Source organism: Synechococcus sp. RS9916 (genome assembly GCF_000153825.1).
Classification (GTDB): domain Bacteria; phylum Cyanobacteriota; class Cyanobacteriia; order PCC-6307; family Cyanobiaceae; genus Synechococcus_C.
This window is the reverse complement of record NZ_DS022299.1, coordinates 96,934-116,403: the sequence shown is the minus strand read 5'-3', so window position 1 is coordinate 116,403 and position 19,470 is coordinate 96,934. Positions and strand designations below refer to the sequence as shown.

Sequence of the window (19,470 nt, the reverse complement as noted above, 5' to 3'; positions counted from 1 at the left end):
TACAACGATACAAAACTGTGAAGTCGCGGCTGGAGCCCTGACGCCGATTCACCTCGACTGAAGGCAATAGCGGCCCGAGGTGAACCAGCCACTGGGGCAGCTAGAACCGGTTTTTTCAATGGCCTGGCGTCGATTGCTGGGATTGCTCAGGCAATAACTGCCGGATGTGTAAAACCCAGAAGGACAGCCGCTGCCGACCTTGGGAAGTGCGCCACGGCTTCGACTGGAGCGAGGAACACAGTAAGAGGCTGATGTGTGATAGCCCGGGGGGCAATGACCAACCTTGATCAGGGGTCTGACGGGCTGATCAGCCAAAGCGACACTTGCCCATGGGAAGGCCGCCAACACAACACCGAAACACAAAGTCCAGTCGACCCTGTTCAGCATGTCTCCTCCTCACGAAAGCTTGACTGACTTACTTTGAGCCGCGATCGATGTGGCGACAGAAAGTCCATGCTGATTCCCCGGGAAGCCTGCGAAAGCCAAGTCAGCAGATCCGCAGGATTCACGAAGAATCAGGCCCTGCTTGCACTACTGGTGGTGTTCCCCCTCGGAATCATTGGCGTTGGTGTGATTCTGATTGTGGTGATGAAAACCAGACCTGCACCGGCACCAGCCCCGGAAGCACCGGTTCAACAGACACAACCGGCACCATCCACGGAATCACAACCCAGCACGTCAAGCCAGGAATCGCGGCAACCTGCGCCTGCCACCACAGCACAGAAGCCCCAACCATCCGTGGTGGAACTCGGTCAGGCCAGCACGGGGGCGCCGATCCGGCTGCTGATGGGAAGCATCAATCAACGCGATACCCAGTTCCGAGAATTCACCTATCAACTGGGCAACGACTCCGTGCAGGCGATGGCCAACTGCACCGACCAAAGCTGGACGAGCTACCCAGAGCGACAGGTCAACCGACCTCAGTCACCGGCAACAGAACGCATGCTTGCCCTGGTTTGCGGCACGGCTCCAAGCGTGGCTTCACCATCACCAACCGCAAACGCCAGCTATCCCGGAGTTGCGATTGTTTTTGATCCACCGAGCAATGTGCGGCGTCAGCCGGGAGGCAAATTCCTGTGCAGCCTCGATACACGCCAAAGCATCCGCGTGGGGCAAGCCCAGGGGAATTGGTATCCCACACCTGCATGCGGCACCAACGGATTTATCCATAAAACCCAGGTACGGTTTTGAGCAGTCAGCACACACTGCAGACCATGTCGATGATCTGGGGAGTCCCGTCGAAGACGCGATCCACTTCAGGTTTCTCGAACCAGCAAGCGCTGTTGGCGCTGTTGCTCATTTTTCCCATCGGGCTGATGGCACTTGGCCTGGTGATCACGTTTGCCATGCGCTCGAGCACCACAACAGCAACGCAGCCCAGTGCCCCTGAGAGTGCACCAGCGACCCCAGCCACTCCAGCCCCGCAACCGATTGCGGAAGCCCCCCCAACCCAAACCACAACACAGCCCAAACCCCTGGCCAATGCATCCACATGGTCGACGGGCAGCACGTGCTGGTTCCAGATGCAGCGAGGCGGGAGTTTGATCGGAGATCGCTGCATCATCAACGCACGCATCAACACCAACGGCGATCGCGTGTTCGATGTGATCGAACCTTCAGGCCTGAAACGATCCGTCGTCCTCTGGGACAACGATTCCGTCGAGGTTTTCCTGGACGGCCAGCGTTACACGGGTGAATGGTCTGTGGACGATGATGGTGATGTGCGCGTGAGTCTTCCCGGAGGGACGTTTGCATTCACCCCACCGGCTTAGAGATCACATCTCGAGTCAATTTGCATGGGCTCAATAACGCCCCTGCCCAACACGGAAACTGGATCCCGTGGCAGCTTCCAAGCGCAAACGGAAGGATTCAGCACCATTTCGGCTATCGAAGCTGGCCACCTGCAAAGAGCCTTCTTCATTGATGTAGGCATCACCGCAATAACGGTTACGGATGGTTTGCAACAACTGACGATTCGCACGACCTAGCACTGGCCACCAACGCTTACCAGCCCCAGGAGGCGATCCACAGGATTTTGAATAACGCAATGGTGGAGTGCTGCTCACAGGCTCTTGGGAGCTTGTTTGGAACAACCAAACAAGAAGCAAGGGCGTGATGAAAATAGCGATGATTAATAATCCGATTCCCGTATTCCCCTGCTCCTGCTCCGCCCGCTGGGAAGACGGATGCTGCGGAGAGACAACAGGCTGAGCTGGAACTGACTTCTGCGGAACCTGCTTATTCTCCACAGGCGGCTGGTGATCACGCGCCTGATCAGCTTCAAGCGACTTCAAGAAGCGATCTGCTTCAGCCCCTGTGGAGCGAAGTGAATCCAGATCATCTTGGGATTCGTTCATAATCCGGCCTGCTCATTATCAAAGCGTTCAAAGCCACAAAGCCCTGCAAATTCCTTGTAGTGAGGGTCAAACCGATCCCAGCGGAAACTGCGTGGGTCATAACGCGTACGACTGCGGTCGACTGCGGCGTGCGTGGTGACCCGCGTAAGAGGAATGCCGTATTTGGCTTGCCACAACAACACCTGCGCAGCAAGGCTGCGATATTGGGAATTGGTGTAGCCGGAATGCGCATCCGTATTGCCACGGCCATCTGCTGGCGTCACCAGGCTGACGTGAAGGGCGACATTGTTAATGGAACCGACACGGCCGGGCTGACGGCGCTGCGTGGCATCACCGAACGCCGACATCCCTGACCCATAAGCCCGATTTTGATCAGGAACGATGCGCAACCTTGCTCCGTCAGTGGCAATCAACATGTGATAGCTGACTTGATCTTCGTCGCGAGGATGAGGGGTTTGGAACAGATTGACTGTTGCAGGCTCACTGATCACCGTTTCATGCAAAACGATCAGCTCAGGAGAGGCCTTCAAGGTGCGCCCCCAATCATCGACGCTCTCACGTGTTCCGAAGTTGGTGGAATCAGCGAGCTTCATCAGCTCGTCATCGAGGCCTAATACTTTGACGCACTCTTCCAATTCCTCGACACTCGCCACCTTGATGCCGCTATCTGCCAGTTCACTCAACACAGGGAGAGATCCATCAGCTTTGCCATCAGCATCACCGTGCCCTGTCAAGGCTCCAGGTGAATTAGCGGTTTGCGAGCTTTGCCAAGGCCATCGAAGAGGCGGAAACGAGCAACCACTCAGACCCACCAAGATCGAAAGCATTAAGGCCGAGGCAACAGGCTTCATCCGCAACAAACCAAGCTTGATCATGACTTCTTTGGCTTGTAATCCCAGATCTTCCAACGCCCCCCTTCCTCTTTCAGTGTATAGATCCAATCCTTCGTGCTCGTTGATGTTTCATTGCCCTTTGGCGAATGCAAAGTGGTCGCCTCGGTCACCGAAACAACAATGGTAGGCATCGTCGGTGATGGCGAATAGCTGCTGACCCGATTGACGCGAATTGTCGGATAGGAGTAGTAACTATTGTTGCTTCTTAGCCACTGAATCGAACCACCAGGCTTGGTCAAATCTCTCCACAGCGGGCCTGCTGCCACCACCTGATCAGCAAGCTCTGTATTAAAAGGTGGGGCAAAGATCTGCGACTTAACGGTGAGCCACTCTTCAACAATGCTCCGGGCTTGTCGCTGACTCAGACCGGCTTGCGCGCTCGACGCCTCCTTACGGCTCGGCAGCGGCTGAATTGTGGTTGGTCGTTCCGCCGTATTGGGAGGTGCAGTCTGGGCGGGCGGAGACGAAGCCTGAGGAGTGATCGACCCCTGCCTCTGGATCAGCAGAATCGCAAAACCAAGGCCCACCAGACCAATCGGAAACACCAACAACAGCAACAACAGCGCCTGCTGATTGCTGAACCCTCGTTCCCGAAGGCGACGAAGCGATCCGAATGGATTGACCTTGATGCGACTCACGGAAGAACCTCAGCCAAATGACAAACAAAAGGGCTTCAGCCAGCCCTTTGGGCACGTCTCGCGCTTAAACCCACGAGTTGCAACGACACAATGGAACGCAGAACAGGGTCAGAGACGGACCATCAGCTGATGCAGACAAGGCCCTTAGGACTCGGCAAGCAACCAACACAAACCAAGCCTAAACGCCGAACCCAGGCCCTCCAAATCGGCGTCAGCGGCACATTTTCGATGCAATTTCTGCATGAAATGCCAGCCCATGCTGCTTGGGATCTGCGGCACACCATGGCCGTTGACGACCTCCTCAAGGACTACCTCAAGACTCTCCCGGCAGGCGCAACGATGGCGCCTCCGCGCCTGTTCGTTTACCAGGGAACAGCCTTCTCTCGTGCCTGCCCCAACTCAGGCATTGACGCTCCGGCCTATTGCCCTGGGGATCACACCATTTACCTCGAAACCGGGCTCGGCGATCAGGTGGCCGCAAAGTTTGGGGATTTCGGGGCTCTCTCGATCCTGGCCCACGAGTATGGCCATGCCTATCTCTTCAAGCGGAAGCAACATCCAGAAGGCAAATATGGCGAACTGGCAGCCGATACCTTCGCCGGCGGCTTCGCCCGCTTTGTCGAGCAAAAGGGCTATCTAGATCCAGGAGATATCGATGAAGCCCGTGCGACCTTTGCAGCAGTCGGCGACTACGAGGTGTACCACCACGATCACCACGGCACCCCTGCAGAACGCCGCCAGGCCTTTGAACAGGGATATCAGCAAGGATTCCGCTTGCCAGGTGATGCGGCGACACCCCCGACCACCCCACTCCCTCCGGCGCAAGCCCCGGGAGCGCCACCAACCGCAGAACAAAACCCTCCACCACCCATCGCTCCTCTGAACAACGGAGCATCACCCGTCATTCCCCTTCTGGGCTTGGGGATGGGAGGTTTGCTCTTGATTCTGATCGTGGTCGGCGTGATCAACATGATCAATCAAGCCCGTGTCGATGACTGAACCCAACCGAGGCCTCACCAAGCAGCATGCGCTGTTGGCCCTGATCCTTGCCTTTCCGCTGGGCCTGATGAGTGCAGGCTTTGTCGTGTTGATGCTGATCAACCGCCCGGAGACCTCAACAGGGCCAACAACGCCGAACATCGAGCCGCAACCCAGAAGAGAACAGGCAGAGAGCCCCACAGTTGACAGAGCGCCTCTGCCCAAAGAGAAGATCTCTTCACCCGTGCCGAACCAGAGTTCGGCACGCTCTAAGGACAAACAAATCGACGATCTTGCGGATGCGATTTTCTGGCGCAGACATCCTTCCTTGTACGGAGTGAAGCTCAGCAATCAAAGCGGGGCTTTAGCCCGTGAATGGCAGCAAATCCGCCGATGCGATGCAGTCGTTGACTATCGCTTCTATCAAGCCGTTCCTCAGATGCGAGGCCGCACCATCCACCAAGACCAGACTGAACTTGTGGCGCTCTGGCAAAACATTCGCACTCAGGTGCCGGGTTGCTCCTGACCCACGCCCTTCTGCACAACAGCACGCGGGCGGAGGATCACAGCCCCAATCGACTCAGGCACAGATTGCACATAACGGTGAAATGGCTTGGAACGAATCACCCCCTGACCCGGCACCGCATGCACCGCAGAGACGCCCGAAGAATCAGTCACGATCACTCCCATGTGTGTCACATCTAATCCTTGAGCCGAAGTGGCAACAGCAAACAGGTCACCACTTCGCAACAAGGGACTGACCTTATTCAGACTTGAATTTGGGATGTAATTCTGTACAACATCGTAGTCCTGCTCCAATGCCGTGATACAAGCCAAAGTGGATTGATTGCGCAGCGGGGAATACAACTCTGGATGAGTCGACATGTAATTCAGTTTCAAGTTGCGTGACTGCTGACCCGGCAGATCCTTGGTGATGTCATTCACCAGACCGGCGCGCTCAGCAGCACGACCCCAGTGATGAAAATAATGGTGTCGTGAGCAATAGCCCACTTCTCCATCGGCATAGCGCAGCTGCCTGGTCACCTCCGCAAATCCATTCCAGCCACCAGAAGCAGCCAAGGCGAGCACTTGCTCGACAAACAGCATGCAGTCAAAACGGGTCAAATCCAGCTGAACACGCTCTTGAGGGCCGGCATCCAGAGAAAAAGCTGTATATGGCGTGCCCAGAAAATGCAGAGCCAACGTTGCCACAATTTGATCCCCGGTCATACCAGTCATCAGGGGCTGCAATCTGTCGAATAAAGCCCGCGTTCCGGGAATCACTTTGAAATCAGAAGGCGCTGTCTCTGTACTGGATTGCTCCTGGCGTCTTTGCTCGGCAAGGCCAGCCTTGGCAATCGCGTTCGCACCTGCTGCACCACTGGAGAGCGAGTGACGAGCCCCGGTTAGAACCAAAGCGAGAGATATCAACAACAACAAGCGATTCACAATCATGGAAAAGCCCGGCCGCGCCTTTGCTTCACCCTGCCACACACAAATAGGCACGTATGGTTGGACTGATGGTCAGAGCATTTGGGTTGAACCGTTCACCGTTCCGACGTCACCCTGCCGCCTGGTTGACGCTTCCAGCCACAGCAGCGCTTCTCACCGCTTGTGGTCGTTCTGCGCAACTGCCTGATTGCGTCACAGGCACGCCAGCCCCCACAGCCACGCAGACCCAACGCTGGGAAGCGGCCTCACCTCGTTCAAGCCTTGAACTGGCCATTGATGGCAGCAGCTCCATGCTGGGGTTGACGGGCTCAGCCTCGGCACAAAGCGCCTGGAAAGCCTTACTGAAAGGCGTGTCACTCAGCGCAGCCGCCAATGGACTGAGCGTGAAGCCCGTGCGCATTGGCAGCGGCAAAAGCACACCAATCACCAGCACATCGCTCGCGACTAATCCCTGCTTCTTCAGCGGTTGCGGCGCCTTTCGGCCTGTCACCTCCAGCCTCGGCTCCCTCTGGGAACAACCTGGGTTAAGCCAGGGGGCCCCACCGCTGCGCGTTGCGATCACCGATCTGGAAGTCAACGATGGAGATATCAGCAAACTGGTGAAAGCGATCAAACCGCATGTCACCGAGGGTGCGGTGATAGGGATCTTGGCGGTTCGTCTTCCCTTTGAAGGCAATGTTTTCAACAGCCAGGGAACGGTGATTCACAAGGGTGAGGCCGAACGACCGACTTATCTCTTGGCCACCGGTCCTCAGGCCCAGCTCCACAGCTTCCTGCGCGATATCAAGACCAAATCGGCATTGGCAGGGGTGCCCACGAGCTCCATGCAGCTCACACTTCTCGATGAGCAAGCGAATGCACCAACGCTGCTTGCCAAAAATGTGACGTCCAACCCTGCTGACCAGATCAGGGAGGTTCCCCTGCGGTTAGGAGACCAGACCTACAGCCCGTACAGCAACGCGAGCTACCAATTCGCGAGGCTGGAGTCTGGAGTGGAGAGCCTGAGCCTGAGCACCGGCACCAATCCGGCCACAGACCTGCAACCTGACCTGGGTTTGGTCAATATTGGAGGGATTGCGCTGCCGGCAATCGATACGGGTATCAAAGGAATCCGTACAACAGGATTCCAACTCAGGGGGACCGATTTAACGGTCGCAATTGACATCCCCAAGAGCAAAATCGGTGGCGCACTGCGTGCCAACGTTCCTCGCGGACAACTTCCTGAAGCCTGGTGGGTGGCCTGGAACCGATCCGACCCCACCGCCAAACAAGCACCCAATCAAACCGACGGATTGTTATTGCTCTTCACCAGCCTGAGCAAACTTATGGTGGAATCAGGAACGACCCCTGCCGCCTCTCTCTGCCTGGCTTTCAGCCGGTAACCGATCCCCGAAATCATGCGAAATCTGCAATTAATCCTGCTCGCCCTGTGCGTAGCACTCGGTGTTGTGTGGATATTCATCGCACAAAACTGGATCTTCCTGAATCTGTTTCCGGGAATCCTTGTGGGCCCCGGCCTGAAGCTTGATGACTATCTACAAACAGGCAGCAGCCCTGCTTTCTCCGTGTTCTGGGGGGGGTGCATCACCGCATTGCTGATCTGGATTTCCGTGACCTGGTCAGCCCGGCCTGTCAGCTCATCACAAACCAGAGCGATGCAGCCGATGTGGTGGCTCGCAGCATCAATCCTGGTCGTCTTTGGCTGGTTGTGCCTCGGCTGGTTCACGATTTTCCAGTGGCAAGTCACTGGCACCAGCGCGTTGCCTGGCTACAGCAGCTACCCCGTACCAGCAGGAGGCTGGCTGCTGCTGATGGGCTTCGTGATGCTGGATGTGATTTTGCTGTTCTGGCTGCCAACCCTTTTGGCATCACCGCGCACCTACAGGCTGGTCGTGCCTGGGGCTGTCACTCTTTTGGGGAGCCGCTGAAATGAAGACGATTTTCGCCATCGGTGTCGGCGGTACAGGTGCGAAATGCATCGAAGCGCTTGTTCACCTGCACGGCTGCGGCCTGCTCAAGGATCAAGACGGCAATCCCGCGCGGCTGGGGGTGTTTCTGGTGGAGCCCGACCAGCAAAGCGCCCTGCTGGTTCGCGCCCAAACCGCCATCAACCGCTACGGCGCCATGCGTCGTGCCGTGGGGCGCAACAGCGATCGATTCGCGCGTGCTGAATTGCGTGACTACGGCCAATGGAGCCCCCTCACCACCTCGTCAGGCGCCCTCAGCCTCGATCAGGTCTTCCCCAAAGCCGTTCTGCGCACGCAAGCCCCAGGGGTTGCTGCCCTCTTCGACTGCCTTTTCCCTCCAGAAGAGCAAAGCGCCGATCTGGAAGTGGGCTTTCGCGGCCGACCTCCGATCGGATCCGCCGTGATGAGTCGCATCAGCCTCGACAAGGAGTCGCAGGTCGGCCAGTGGCAGCAGATGCTGAGCGATATCCAAACCGCGGCTGGCAGCGGTGAGGCTCCAGTGATTCATCTGTTTGGCAGCGTCTTCGGTGGAACCGGTGCCTCCGGTGTGCCCACCCTCGGGCAGCTGCTGAAGAACTGGTTGAAACAACAGGGGCTCACCAGCATCCAGGTGCAGGCCTCTCTGCTGCTGCCCTACTTCGATTTCGAAGGCATGGCAGATGACGACACCGGCGTTCACGCCGAGTCGCGCAACTTCCAGCTGAACACCGACGCTGCACTGCAATACCTGCGCACCAGCGGCCGCGCCTGCTTCGACAGGGTCTATTTGGTGGGAAGCGACATCAAAGCCCGCTATGGCTTCAGCATCGGCGGCACGTCTCAATCGAATGCCGCCCATGTGGTGGAGCTGCTGGCCGCTCTTGGGGTCTGCCATTCAGGTAGCAGCAGCAATGGCTACGCGCACGTGCTCAGCCGCAGCGAGCAACAGAGCATGAGCTGGGAAGATCTGCCCGACAACGAAGTTGTTGGCGAAGCCCTGGCCCGCGGCGCCCGTTTCGCTGTGGCCTGGCGCAACAACATCAGCCGAGAAATCAACGCTGCCCAAAAGGTTCCGATGCGCACCTTCCTCAGTGGTGCCCCTTGGGTTCAACGGTTCTTCCACCCAGCGGGAGCCAGCGCCAGCCGCGGCGGCCGACCAGGCATTCGCGACAAGGAACAACTGACAGTGCAAAGCGCGATCGATCAGTACTGCGACACCCTGCTGCAGTGGCTGAATCAGATCTCAAGCAATCTGGGCAGTGGGTTCCGCCAGGAGTTGTTCACCGCCGATCTGCTCAAGCCGAGTGATCGCTACCAGAACAATCTCAATCGAATCGTCAGAGGCAAGGCTCGACCCCGCATCGCTGAGTCTTCCGACAGCGTCGAGTTCATCAAGGTGCGCATGGATCGCCTCAGCGGCGATGCGATCCCCCATCGCGGCATGGCAGGTCTGGCTGACTGCCTCTGGACCCTGGTGGTCTGACGTCTTCTCCATAGAGCTCACTGAATACCTCCTCCCTTCGCCATGACCTCTTCCCAATCCCAGGACATCGTTCAAATCCCCTGGTTTCCGAAAACAGACCCACCACTTGCTGGAGGCGCACAGTCGGGAGAGTGGCAGGGACGTGATCAGCAGAGTCTGGGCACCATCGCCAAGAGCCTTGTGTACGAGGTGTCGACCTCCAGGGTGAATTCGCTGCCTTCACCCTGGTCGCGGGCTCTGCAATTCGAGCAAGCCGTGCTCAACACGCGCTATCCCACCCGCGATTCTCTGCTGGAGGAATTGTTTGGCGGCATGGCCTGTCTGGGCCTCTGGGAAATGTTCGGCTTACGGCTCGATGCGCAGCGGGTCGCTCTGCTCGACCATGCCGACCTGCAAGACGATGCCGTCGGTCCGTTTTCTCGCAGCCTCGCCAGCTCGCTTCCTGACGGAACGACGTCTCTGTCCCGTCAACCCGACGGTCGCAATCCCTGGGACGTCGTCTACGTGTTTACCCTTCAGGGCACCGTGGTGGGCTTCAGCTCTCCCAGCACCCTGTTCTGCCCTGCGGTGCATCTTCCCCAAGCGATCCAGGGGATGGGCTGGACTGCGGGTGGACGCTTCAGCAACCCCGTTGAATTCCTCGGCGGTCCCCAGCGTCAGGCCCTGGCCGATTGGTTCAGCCATGTGAAAAACGGGATGCTGCAGGCACCCGATCTGCAGAGCCAGACCACTGCAGGGCAACTGGCTGAAGTGCTCGATCTGTTTATCACCAAACTCACCGCCGGGCGCCTGGGTACCCCGACCCTGTCGGACAGCGGGCGCGTCGCCAACCTGCCGTCCAACCCAGTGGCCCTGTCCTTGCTGGCCCGCCCCGCCAAAGGTGGCGTCAGTGCCAGCCAGGCCACCATCGAACTGGGCGATCGCCTCAAGGCGCCGCTTGGGGACACGCCGACCAGCGAACCGGTGGTGCTGGTGGATCCCGACATGCCCAACAAGCTCGGGGTGAGTGCAGCTGACATCTGCCTGTACAAATCAGCCACGCTTGAGTCCATCGGCTTTGATCCCGGTCAGCTCGAGCGGCAATACGGACAGGAGATCACTGTTCTCACACCTGACCAGATCTTTCTCGACGAGCTGTATCTGGTGTCAGGCGAGCAAGCACTGATGCATTCATGGCTGCCCAGCCGCCTCGAGGGCGTGCCCATGGTCAATGGCGAGGCGGTCACTCCCCTTCTCCCTCTGCGACCGGAGATCCGCCGTCTGTTCAGCAGCCGTGAACTGCAGGAGCGCTGCGAACTGCGGGTGATGCAGACCAGTGTGAGCAGTGAGCTGGAAATTCGTCTCACCCTGCCGCTGCAAGGCCAGCGCGATGGGTATGCCATCTCCCGCTCCTATCCCTTGAAGGAGCAGAACCTGGTGGCGGAAGACCTCCCGGTGATCACGCTATGGCCTTTTGTCAGCGATGAGCGCTGGCGTCTGTATTACCTCTTCTGCGAAGACAGCCCATCAGCACTCACCGTTGATGGCTTTGCCGATTACGACCGCAAACTGGGCCGGGATGGCCAGCAGGTCGTGAAGTATTTCACCACCAACCATTTCCCGGATCTGGTCCGCCTCAGTGAGCGCGGGCAAGACCGTGGTCTGTTGCCAGTGACCCCACCAGCCAGCAGTCCGGATCAGGGAACCCAATGGCAAGTGGGCATCGACTTCGGCACCTCGTTCACCAACTTCTTCATTGATGAAGGTGCAGGTCCGCAACGGCGCCACCTCGACACCAGGGTGATCTCCCTCACCCTGTCGCAGAAAGAAGAACGCCAGCGCCTGCTGAATCAGTACTTCGTTCCGGAGGAGATGCTGCCCAACGCCGAGAACGGCGGCAACCCACCCACCGCAACCGCCATCAGCCTGCGCGGCTGGCAGGAAGTGCTGGGCCAGGTGCCGGAGCTCTTCCATGAGGCCCGCTTGCGGGTTCCCAGCCCCGGCGAATTCGGTGGCGCCGAACTGCGCACAGGATTCAAGTGGGAGCAGATGCAATATCAAAAACCTTTCTTGAAGGAGGTCGCACTGCTGATCAGTGCCAATGCGGCAGCCAATGGCGCAAAAGAATTGCAGTGGTCTGTGTCGTATCCCAGCGCCTTCTCACCGAACGAGGTGGCTCGCTACCGCCGGGTCTGGGTGGAACTCTGCGCCGACCTGAACAAACTCACAGGTTTGCGCCATGCCCTCAATAGCAAAGCTGGTGAGGGTGGCCTGCAGACAGAAGCTGTGGCCTTCGCCAGTTACTTCGGCAACTTTCAGAACCGGCAGATGGTGCACACCTCCTGCCTCGATGTGGGCGGCGGCACCACCGACATTTCGATCTGGCAGGACAACCGCCTCATTCACCAGGTGTCGATTCCCTTCGCCGGTCGCGACATCAGCTCCCAGCTGCTGCGACGGAAGCCATCGTTCCTGAAATCCCTCTTCCCGCCGAGCCTCACTGCCGACATCAGTGATGACGAAGCAAGAGCTCGGCAGGACCGCAATTTCACCAGTCGCCTCGACAACATCATGCGCTACGGCTCTGATGAGCTGCTGGCCGGTCGGCTCGACATGCTCGTGAATCAGGAATCGACGCTGCAGGAACCTCTGCAGCACTTCCTCAGCCTGCTCGCCGTCAGCTTTGGGGGGATCTACCACTACCTCGGCCAGATCCAGCAGGTGCTGCGCGAGGAAGGAAAGCTCACCCGATCCACCCCTACTCCGGTGTACATCGGAGGCAATGGCGGGCGGCTGATCAATTGGATTGATGCCAGCTCCAGCTTCCAAAAGGGGGGGGATCCCGACCGCCTGATGGAAATGCTGCAGATCAAGGCATCCGGCAGTGAGGCCGGCAATGCGTCGACAACACTCTCCGATGCCTACAAGGACGAAACCTCCTGCGGCTTAATCAGCTCGGGCGTCAATCTGATCGGGGATTTCGATCCCCGCGCCGATGTGATGGTGTGTGGCTCAACCCTGGTGGTCAACGATCTGACCTTCGAGGCCGGAGACCGGGTGGAGTTACCCCACACCATGTCGCAGATTGAGCGGTATGAGCTGCCGAATCTCGACGCCATCCGAGCCTTTGTTGACCACTACGACGACAGCATTGCGGAACTGCGCATCCGCAGCCTGCTGCCGATTCGGCAGCTGTGTGACCTGGACACGCTCTGGGCCGAAGTGGAAACGGAGGTTCGCTCCCTCTGCCTGGCCAAAGTTGGGCAGGAAGCCAGTGATCTCGAACCCGAACCGGGCTTCATTCTCGGCCTGAGGGCGCTCACCAACACCTTGGGCCGTCTGTGGGCCGAACGTTTCTGAGGGAGAACGCCATGAACACTGCAAGCAAACTCAGTCTGGTTGCCGTGGCATTGACCGCCAGCCTTTGGGGACTCAATGATCAGATCCCAGCGCATGCCCGCCCGCCGCTCGTTACTCAGGAAGAGCAAGAAGACAGTCGAGGTCTTCCTGGTGAAGAGCCTCTCGAGCCGTCATCAGAACAACCCGACGCCATCTCTGCACCACCAGCGGCTCCATCTCCTGATCTTGATCTTGATCTTGATCAAGAGAACACGAGCACAATTGAGCAACGCCTAGAGCGACTCGAGAGCAGCAAAGCTGAAGCCGATCTACCCATCGGCCCGATTCGCCTGCCCTTTGTCTTTCTCACAGTTAGCAGCCTGGTCCTGGCTCTGCTTGGCCTGGCCGCAGGCATCACGGCTCACTTGCACTTACGCCGCAGCCACCAGTCGCTGCGGCGACAGAACGACAATCTGCGCACACGACTGAACACGCTCGAGATGCAGGTGGACCAGGACCGTGCCGTCAATCGCACACGTCCGACCCCATCGGCGACAGCCCAGCTGTTTTCGAGCCCACCTCCGTCGGCCAACCCCAGGCCGACGCCCATGGCAGCCACTCCAGCGGCGGCGCCGCCGGCGCCCACCCCTGCAGCAGCACCTGCTCAGAGTCCTGCTCCCGCTCCCATCAGCAAGGCTGGCCTGATCGCTGCTCTGAACAACGGCGATCGACAGCAACTCCGCGATGCAGCCAAGGCTGAGCTCAACATCACCAGCGAGTCGGAGAATGCGATCGCGACTGGGCGAGCCACAGCCACCGAACTGGAAGAAGTGCCTGGGGGAGGCAGCTACTGGCTGATTTCACTCAATCAACAGCATTGGTTGTTCCCCACCGACCGCACACTGAAAGGATTTGCAGCTGCACAACCTTCCAAAGGACTGTTCTCCTACGAGCAACAAACAATCTCAAAAGCCCAGTTGATTGAACCAGCCCTGCTGGAACAAACCGGATCCAGATGGAGCGTAAAAACTCTCGGACGCATCGGCACACCGTGAGTTTTCGATCGCGCAGGGCATCGGATCAGTCCCCCGGATTCAGCAATCAGCAGGCACTCCTCGCGCTTCTCCTTGTGTTTCCAGTAGGGCTGGTCGTGCTGGGCGTGGGTTTCACGGTGCTGATGAGACCCCAAGCCCAGCAAGCCGAACAACCCAAACCCTTGGCCAAAGCCGAGCGCGTGACGCCAAGGATCAACCCAGTGGACTTGGCGATCAGCACCGTAAGCCAATGGGTGCAAGCTTTATCTGACGGAAACACAACGAAAGCCCGCTCCCTCATGACCGATGGGGCTGCCACGCTCTATGACCCTGACTTTTTCTCGCAATTTGAACGGGTCACAGTCTCAGATTTACAAGCCTCGAGCACCAGCGGCTCCTACGTCAATCTCAACGGCGTGATGACATTCATCTATCCCGATGGATCAACGCAAAGGGAAACACGTACTTTCACAGTCAATGTGCTGTCACAATCTCAACCTGTTGTGACCGCCACAGAGTTTGTCGCCGTCATCAAACCTCGCTCCTGATTAGAGACGAAGTCAGCCCGACAGCTTGGACTCCAGTGCCTGCAACCTTTTTTCCAAGCTGGTCTGCAGCGGATCAGCATGCAAACCAATCACCCCCTTTTCTTTGAGATACCAACGACGACCATGTTCAACACCATGGGCGAACCCCGGTTTGATCAACTCCATCTCTGCAGGCGGAGAAGCTTCAGCACTTCGATCAAACAAACGCCCCAAACTTTCGATCTGCGTTTGTCGCTGAAGCATGCCTGGTCGGGGTAGCAAAACCCATTCACCATCCTGAGTTTCGATCATCCACGTGGTGCCCTGTGCAAACACCTCCAGCTCAATTTCCTCAATTGCCCCACTCAACGTGCGGCCGCTGACACTGCAGGGTCGGGCAAAAGGCTGCAGCAGAGCTGGAGTGTTGCGATACACATCAACAAGCCCATCAAGTGGGAGGTTCAGCGCTGGAATCGCATTCTCTTGGGTGTCAGATCGAACTGGCAGCTCTGGCTCACGGCGAGGAGCACCTGACGCGATCAGATCTTCATCCCTGTAATTCTGAAGCGAAGTCTCGAGCTGCTCCAAACGCTCTGTGAGCTCAGTGACGTCACGCCGAACGCTGTCAAAACTCCTCGTAATATTTTCATTCGTTTCAACGAAGTGATCACTCAACTGGCGAACACTTTTCAATAAAAATTTGACCGAATCAACCAACCTGTCATTGTCCATGAATCACTCCTCCTGAGTTTGACGGGCACGATCAACAGAGGCCTCGGCGGCCTTGAGCAGATCCCCCAGCTCATCATCGTCTGCCGCACTCACCACAGGGGACACTTCAGAGGCTCTAGCGCGGGAGGTAGCAGCAGGAACAGCCGACACTGATGCAGCCGGAATGCTGCCGCCATTTGATGCCCCCGAGGAGCGATTTGCATGATTCACCGCCTCAGGCAACAGCAACAAATCAAGCAACTGACCGATGCCACAGAAACCGAGGGTGAACAACAGAGCAATCCCATAACCCACTTGACCGAGGTACATGCGCTGGACACCACACACCCCAACAAAAGATAAAGTCCAGAGCAAATACCCTATGGCGACCTCTTTTTTCTCTGGCGGAGTACTCATCCAAGAACACTAAGGAGCTTCGATCTTACAATCCAAAGCTCTAATCATCAAGCGGGTCGACCCTCCAAACCCATGAGAGCCTGACAACAATGCTTCATTTCTGGCCTCTAATCCTCAGCGCATTACTGGGAACCTGGATCATCAGAACGGCCATTGTCGTCGCCCTCGCCCATCAACACAACCAAGCCGAGCGAACAAAAGAAGCCAACTGGTCAGAGCAACAATCAACTCCCTGCAAACCGCTGGTCAGCATTCTGATTCCAGCATGCAACGAAGAAGCGACAATCACAGACTGCATTCAATCATGCATTCAATCCAATTACGGCAACAAGGAGATCATCATTATTAACGACGGCTCGAACGACGCCACATCCGATCAAGCCCACATTGCGCAGGCAAACCACCCAAAAGCTCGCATCACCGTAATCGACTTCGCCTGCAACCAAGGCAAAACAGCAGCCCTCAACGAGGGATTGCTCTATGCCAATGGCGAATTCATTGTCACCCTCGATGCCGACACAAGGTTTTCCGATCCATCCAGCCTTACAAGACTTCTTAACCCACTGATTCAATACCAGGATATTGCAGCCTGCACAGGCAACCTTAAAATCGCCAACCCAGATAGGACAATTCCAAATATTCAGTCAATTGAATACACAAAAATCATCCAAACATTCAAACGTGCGCAGAGCCATGTCAATGCCATCATGATCCTCCCAGGCGCTGTCAGCGCATTCAGGGCAACCGAACTGCGATCGATTGGTGGATTCTCCGCTTCAACGCTTGCCGAAGATGCCGATGCCACCATGAGCCTGCTGCTGCGCCGGAATCGGCTGCTGTTCACCAGCAGCGCCAGTGCCATCACCCAAGGCCCAAATACGGTTCAAGAACTGCTCAAGCAACGCATCCGCTGGCGCGTGGGGCAACTGCAATGCCTCTGGAAACACCGAAAACTCTGCGGCCAGTCCCTGAGTACGGCCTTTTTCTTTGTCGACACGGCAAGCACGAATTTGATTTCAGCTGCAGCACCTTTCGTCCTTGCCGTCACAGGCGTCTACGTGATCCAGAAAGGCCTGTGGCAACAACCAATCGCGACCGTTGCCGGCTTCGTCGCCATTGACATTGCCGCGACTGTTTTTGCTTATACAGCAGCCCAACAGAAGACGCCATCCATACCCGACTATCTACGCCATCTCCTCTTCTTCAGCCTGTTCAATCCATTCATCACCTGGTCAGCCATTGGGCAGCTGCTTCGCCGGCAACCACTGCACTGGCGACGAGCCAATCAAGAGCGCGTCTCTCACGCTTCAGATCCTTTCTTTAAGCGGCCTCTGAAATCATCGGCAAATTCGAGATAGAGACTGCGAGCATCGAGGGGTCGATGGGCATCAATCAAGGCTTGCACTTGGGATCTCCACCATGCGCCCACATGACAGCAAAGCTTCGGGTCCGGTGGTGGTGTGCCGAAGGGGAGTCCCATTCGCCAGCAGCCGCTGTTTTCAAGCTATTCACGCTGCACTTGCTGGCCATCCTCGATGAGCAAGGCGTCACAGTGCAGCAAGGGCATTTCACTTGACCGCACCGTCGATGGCATCCCAACTGCTCAACCTCACCACCTGCCGACCCTTCGAATGCATTGCACTCACCCAAGCTGTGCACGACTTCATCCGCGTGCATGGAGAACGGGATGGGGCTGTGGTCATCGCCAGCCAACACACCACCACAGCCGTGATCGTGAATGAGATGGAAGAACGGCTGTTGATCGACCTCGAGCAATGGCTCAGCCAACTTGCCCCCGCATCTGCAGTGTGGAAACACAACGATCTAGAGCTGAGACCCAACATCCCAGCGGATGAACCCCGCAATGCTCACGCCCATCTCCAGGCTCTGCTGCTGGGCAACCAAGTGATGGTGACCGTGAGCAATGGCCAGCCGGTACTGGGGCAGTACCAAGACGTCATCTTGGTGGAGCTCGACGGCCCTCGCCAACGCAAGGTGGCTTTGCAATGGCTTTCAGCCTGATCCGCAAATGCTCAAAAAACCGGGCCCTTGTTGCCGTTGGCACGGCAAACATGGCTCAGCCTCTCAAGCATGGCTTCACCTGCACGCTCCCGATGACAACCGAGGAAGCGATGGCCCTGATCGAAGGCGCTCTTGATTACTGCCGTCAACGCCAGAAAGTTCTCACGAGCGGTGATCGCGACGCCGACGCCCTGGCCATCGACCATGAATTCAAAGAGTGGCTCAATCCCCAAGGAGGCATCCTGCCGTTAATGCCCTGCCCGAAGCCCGAGAGCAGCTGAGCCAGCGGCATCGCTGAGCAAATGCGCTCATGAATCCTGCTCAGAAGCCATGCCAGAACGAAAGCGTCCCCAAAGGAGATTGACGAGCAAACTGATCTGACTCCTCATCGGGCACTCCTTGACCAGGGGTGCCTTTTTCGTGGTGATGAGCATCCCTCTCGGTTCCTGGGCAGTCGTTTTCTTCAGCGAGCCAAACGAATACTCCAAGCCTTTGAGACAACAGGATGGACAACCGACTTGGCTGTCCCCAGCCCCCCCAGCGAGAGTCAGCCGGGCCACTTGCTCTTGGCTTGCGCAGCGACCCTACCCAGCAGCAAGCGCTCTACGAGCGGAACGTTTTACCGAGCGGGTGGCAGTGGGCAGTCTTTGAGGTCTGGATCGTCCCGCAAGGCTTTGTAGGCTTGTTGAACAGATTCCGACGTTTCATCTTGATCGGTTAGCCCTTTCAAGAAGTCTCTCGCGATCTCTCTTCCGAGGAGCCCTTCTTTTGCGAGGGTGCACACTGTGTACGCGCTACCAATAAAAAAAGGCACTTCGAAGCCTTCCTCTTGGGCACCCGCTGGCGTGAATAGTCCTCCCGCAAACACTGATGCGAAAAGGACTAAGAGCCTGATTTTGTTCATGTCGAGAGGTCCCGTTGAGTGGCCTGCACGCGCCGATTATCGACCAAGCTGAGCCTTCCAGAGGGCATCGTCATCGTCATCGTCATCGTCACCATGGCTTCCGGAAAGCTGATGCGGTGGCAGGAGGCGCAGCACCATGCAAACCATTGCCTGAGGTGCGATCCCCGAGAACGCGGGTGATGGCTGACTGCAGATCTGTGATTCAGGCAGGTCACCACTGGCCAAACCCTTTGCAGCACAGGAGCACCTGCACCTCTGAAGGGCAGGCTGACTGGGCCATTGCCTGTGACCAAGATCACAACTGCTCTCGTCTCAGATCAATGAGGCGACTGAAAATCTCAACAACGATGGGACCTCGGAGGAACACACCTCCAAAACCCCTTTCAAAACAATGATCAACAAAAAACTCACGCTCGACGAGCTCTCATCGATCAGTGCTGCCAAAAAGCAGATCGGTAATTACTGCCTCAAAGGCTACGAAAACAAAACACAAAAGAAGACCACTTCAACCCCACAAGCCATCAAACAGCAGTACATCAAAAAGCACGACGACAACAACTCTTCGACTCTTGTCATCCCTGATTTTTATCCCATGGGTGAGTGGTGATGCCTCAACCAATCAACCCCTTCCCCGCCACAGGCGGGGTTTTTTGTTGCGTTCAAATCTGATCCCCCCAATCCATCGAGCAGCCCTCAACCCAACACCATGCACACGCAGCATCAACTACCGACCACCCAAGACTGACGCAGCCCACCGCCCTGGAAAATTCCAAAAGCACCCTTTTGCATG

The 19,470-nt window shown here is 57.3% G+C and carries 20 protein-coding genes; 14 read left to right on the top strand and 6 right to left on the bottom strand.

Annotation, left to right across the window (positions count from 1 at the left end; all coding sequences use genetic code 11):
* Positions 1–453 precede the first annotated feature (453 nt).
* Complete coding sequence (locus RS9916_RS14055; protein ID WP_007097209.1) at positions 454–1,191, top strand: hypothetical protein; 738 nt, start codon at positions 454–456, stop codon at positions 1,189–1,191.
* 23 nt (positions 1,192–1,214) lie between these two features.
* Positions 1,215–1,772 (top strand): hypothetical protein, encoded by a 558-nt coding sequence (locus tag RS9916_RS00665; RefSeq protein WP_038022979.1) that lies wholly within the window; start codon positions 1,215–1,217, stop codon positions 1,770–1,772.
* Positions 1,773–1,802: 30 nt separating this feature from the next.
* Here RS9916_RS00665 and RS9916_RS00660 read toward each other — a convergent pair whose 3' ends face one another.
* The 3 genes from RS9916_RS00660 to RS9916_RS13450 all read right to left on the bottom strand — a co-directional run bounded on the left by RS9916_RS00660 (position 1,803) and on the right by RS9916_RS13450 (position 3,810).
* Positions 1,803–2,357, bottom strand: a complete 555-nt coding sequence (locus tag RS9916_RS00660) for a hypothetical protein (protein ID WP_007097207.1) — start codon at positions 2,355–2,357, stop codon at positions 1,803–1,805.
* The gene (locus RS9916_RS13455) at positions 2,354–3,091 is read right to left on the bottom strand and encodes a peptidoglycan recognition family protein (RefSeq protein WP_198003366.1); all 738 of its coding nucleotides are present in this window, start codon (positions 3,089–3,091) and stop codon (positions 2,354–2,356) included. Before RS9916_RS13455 ends, RS9916_RS00660 begins: the two co-directional genes overlap by 4 nt.
* A gap of 137 nt (positions 3,092–3,228) precedes the next feature.
* Positions 3,229–3,810: an ARC6/PARC6 family protein gene (locus RS9916_RS13450; RefSeq protein ID WP_232199485.1), complete on the bottom strand. Its 582-nt coding sequence runs from the start codon at positions 3,808–3,810 to the stop codon at positions 3,229–3,231.
* Between the two features lie 306 nt (positions 3,811–4,116).
* Here RS9916_RS13450 and RS9916_RS13445 point away from each other — a divergent pair, with 306 nt between their 5' ends.
* Together RS9916_RS13445 and RS9916_RS00640 are read left to right on the top strand one after the other, a co-directional pair.
* Entirely contained in the window at positions 4,117–4,887 is a 771-nt protein-coding gene (locus tag RS9916_RS13445) for a neutral zinc metallopeptidase (protein WP_050752222.1), read from the top strand.
* Between the two features lie 34 nt (positions 4,888–4,921).
* A complete protein-coding gene (locus RS9916_RS00640; protein ID WP_156777439.1) occupies positions 4,922–5,392 on the top strand; it encodes a hypothetical protein in 471 nt (156 codons plus the stop codon).
* Here RS9916_RS00640 and RS9916_RS13440 read toward each other — a convergent pair.
* A complete protein-coding gene (locus RS9916_RS13440) occupies positions 5,371–6,360 on the bottom strand; it encodes an N-acetylmuramoyl-L-alanine amidase-like domain-containing protein (RefSeq protein ID WP_007097202.1) in 990 nt (329 codons plus the stop codon). The two genes, RS9916_RS00640 and RS9916_RS13440, sit on opposite strands and share 22 nt — an antisense overlap.
* A gap of 44 nt (positions 6,361–6,404) precedes the next feature.
* Here RS9916_RS13440 and RS9916_RS00630 point away from each other — a divergent pair, with 44 nt between their 5' ends.
* Genes RS9916_RS00630 through RS9916_RS00605 form a run of 6 tightly spaced genes read left to right on the top strand, consistent with a single transcriptional unit; the run spans position 6,405 to position 14,647 of the window.
* Entirely contained in the window at positions 6,405–7,700 is a 1,296-nt protein-coding gene (locus tag RS9916_RS00630; RefSeq protein ID WP_156777437.1) for a hypothetical protein, read from the top strand.
* Between the two features lie 15 nt (positions 7,701–7,715).
* Entirely contained in the window at positions 7,716–8,246 is a 531-nt protein-coding gene (locus RS9916_RS00625) for a hypothetical protein (RefSeq protein WP_007097200.1), read from the top strand.
* Between the two features lies 1 nt (position 8,247).
* Positions 8,248–9,747 carry a hypothetical protein gene (locus RS9916_RS00620; protein ID WP_007097199.1) on the top strand — a complete coding sequence of 500 codons (1,500 nt, stop codon included), beginning with the start codon at positions 8,248–8,250 and terminating at the stop codon, positions 9,745–9,747.
* Between the two features lie 42 nt (positions 9,748–9,789).
* Entirely contained in the window at positions 9,790–13,086 is a 3,297-nt protein-coding gene (locus RS9916_RS00615; protein ID WP_007097198.1) for a cell division protein FtsA, read from the top strand.
* 11 nt (positions 13,087–13,097) lie between these two features.
* Positions 13,098–14,120: a hypothetical protein gene (locus RS9916_RS00610; protein ID WP_038022977.1), complete on the top strand. Its 1,023-nt coding sequence runs from the start codon at positions 13,098–13,100 to the stop codon at positions 14,118–14,120.
* Positions 14,081–14,647, top strand: a complete 567-nt coding sequence (locus RS9916_RS00605; protein ID WP_156777436.1) for a hypothetical protein — start codon at positions 14,081–14,083, stop codon at positions 14,645–14,647. Before RS9916_RS00610 ends, RS9916_RS00605 begins: the two co-directional genes overlap by 40 nt.
* Positions 14,648–14,659: 12 nt before the next feature.
* Here the strand turns inward: RS9916_RS00605 and RS9916_RS00600 are convergent, their stop codons facing one another.
* Together RS9916_RS00600 and RS9916_RS00595 are read right to left on the bottom strand one after the other, a co-directional pair.
* Positions 14,660–15,358, bottom strand: a complete 699-nt coding sequence (locus RS9916_RS00600; protein WP_038022974.1) for a hypothetical protein — start codon at positions 15,356–15,358, stop codon at positions 14,660–14,662.
* Between the two features lie 3 nt (positions 15,359–15,361).
* Positions 15,362–15,754: a TM2 domain-containing protein gene (locus tag RS9916_RS00595; protein ID WP_038022971.1), complete on the bottom strand. Its 393-nt coding sequence runs from the start codon at positions 15,752–15,754 to the stop codon at positions 15,362–15,364.
* 89 nt (positions 15,755–15,843) lie between these two features.
* On the opposite strand from RS9916_RS00595, the gene RS9916_RS00590 reads away from it, so the two are divergent.
* The 4 genes from RS9916_RS00590 to RS9916_RS00565 all read left to right on the top strand — a co-directional run bounded on the left by RS9916_RS00590 (position 15,844) and on the right by RS9916_RS00565 (position 19,287).
* Positions 15,844–17,112 (top strand): glycosyltransferase family 2 protein, encoded by a 1,269-nt coding sequence (locus RS9916_RS00590; RefSeq protein WP_007097193.1) that lies wholly within the window; start codon positions 15,844–15,846, stop codon positions 17,110–17,112.
* Between the two features lie 229 nt (positions 17,113–17,341).
* Positions 17,342–17,776, top strand: a complete 435-nt coding sequence (locus tag RS9916_RS00585) for a secondary thiamine-phosphate synthase enzyme YjbQ (RefSeq protein ID WP_007097191.1) — start codon at positions 17,342–17,344, stop codon at positions 17,774–17,776.
* Positions 17,777–17,868: 92 nt separating this feature from the next.
* A complete protein-coding gene (locus RS9916_RS00580) occupies positions 17,869–18,057 on the top strand; it encodes a hypothetical protein (RefSeq protein ID WP_038023928.1) in 189 nt (62 codons plus the stop codon).
* Positions 18,058–19,071: 1,014 nt separating this feature from the next.
* Positions 19,072–19,287 carry a hypothetical protein gene (locus tag RS9916_RS00565; RefSeq protein ID WP_007097187.1) on the top strand — a complete coding sequence of 72 codons (216 nt, stop codon included), beginning with the start codon at positions 19,072–19,074 and terminating at the stop codon, positions 19,285–19,287.
* The last annotated feature ends 183 nt before the right edge of the window (positions 19,288–19,470 follow it).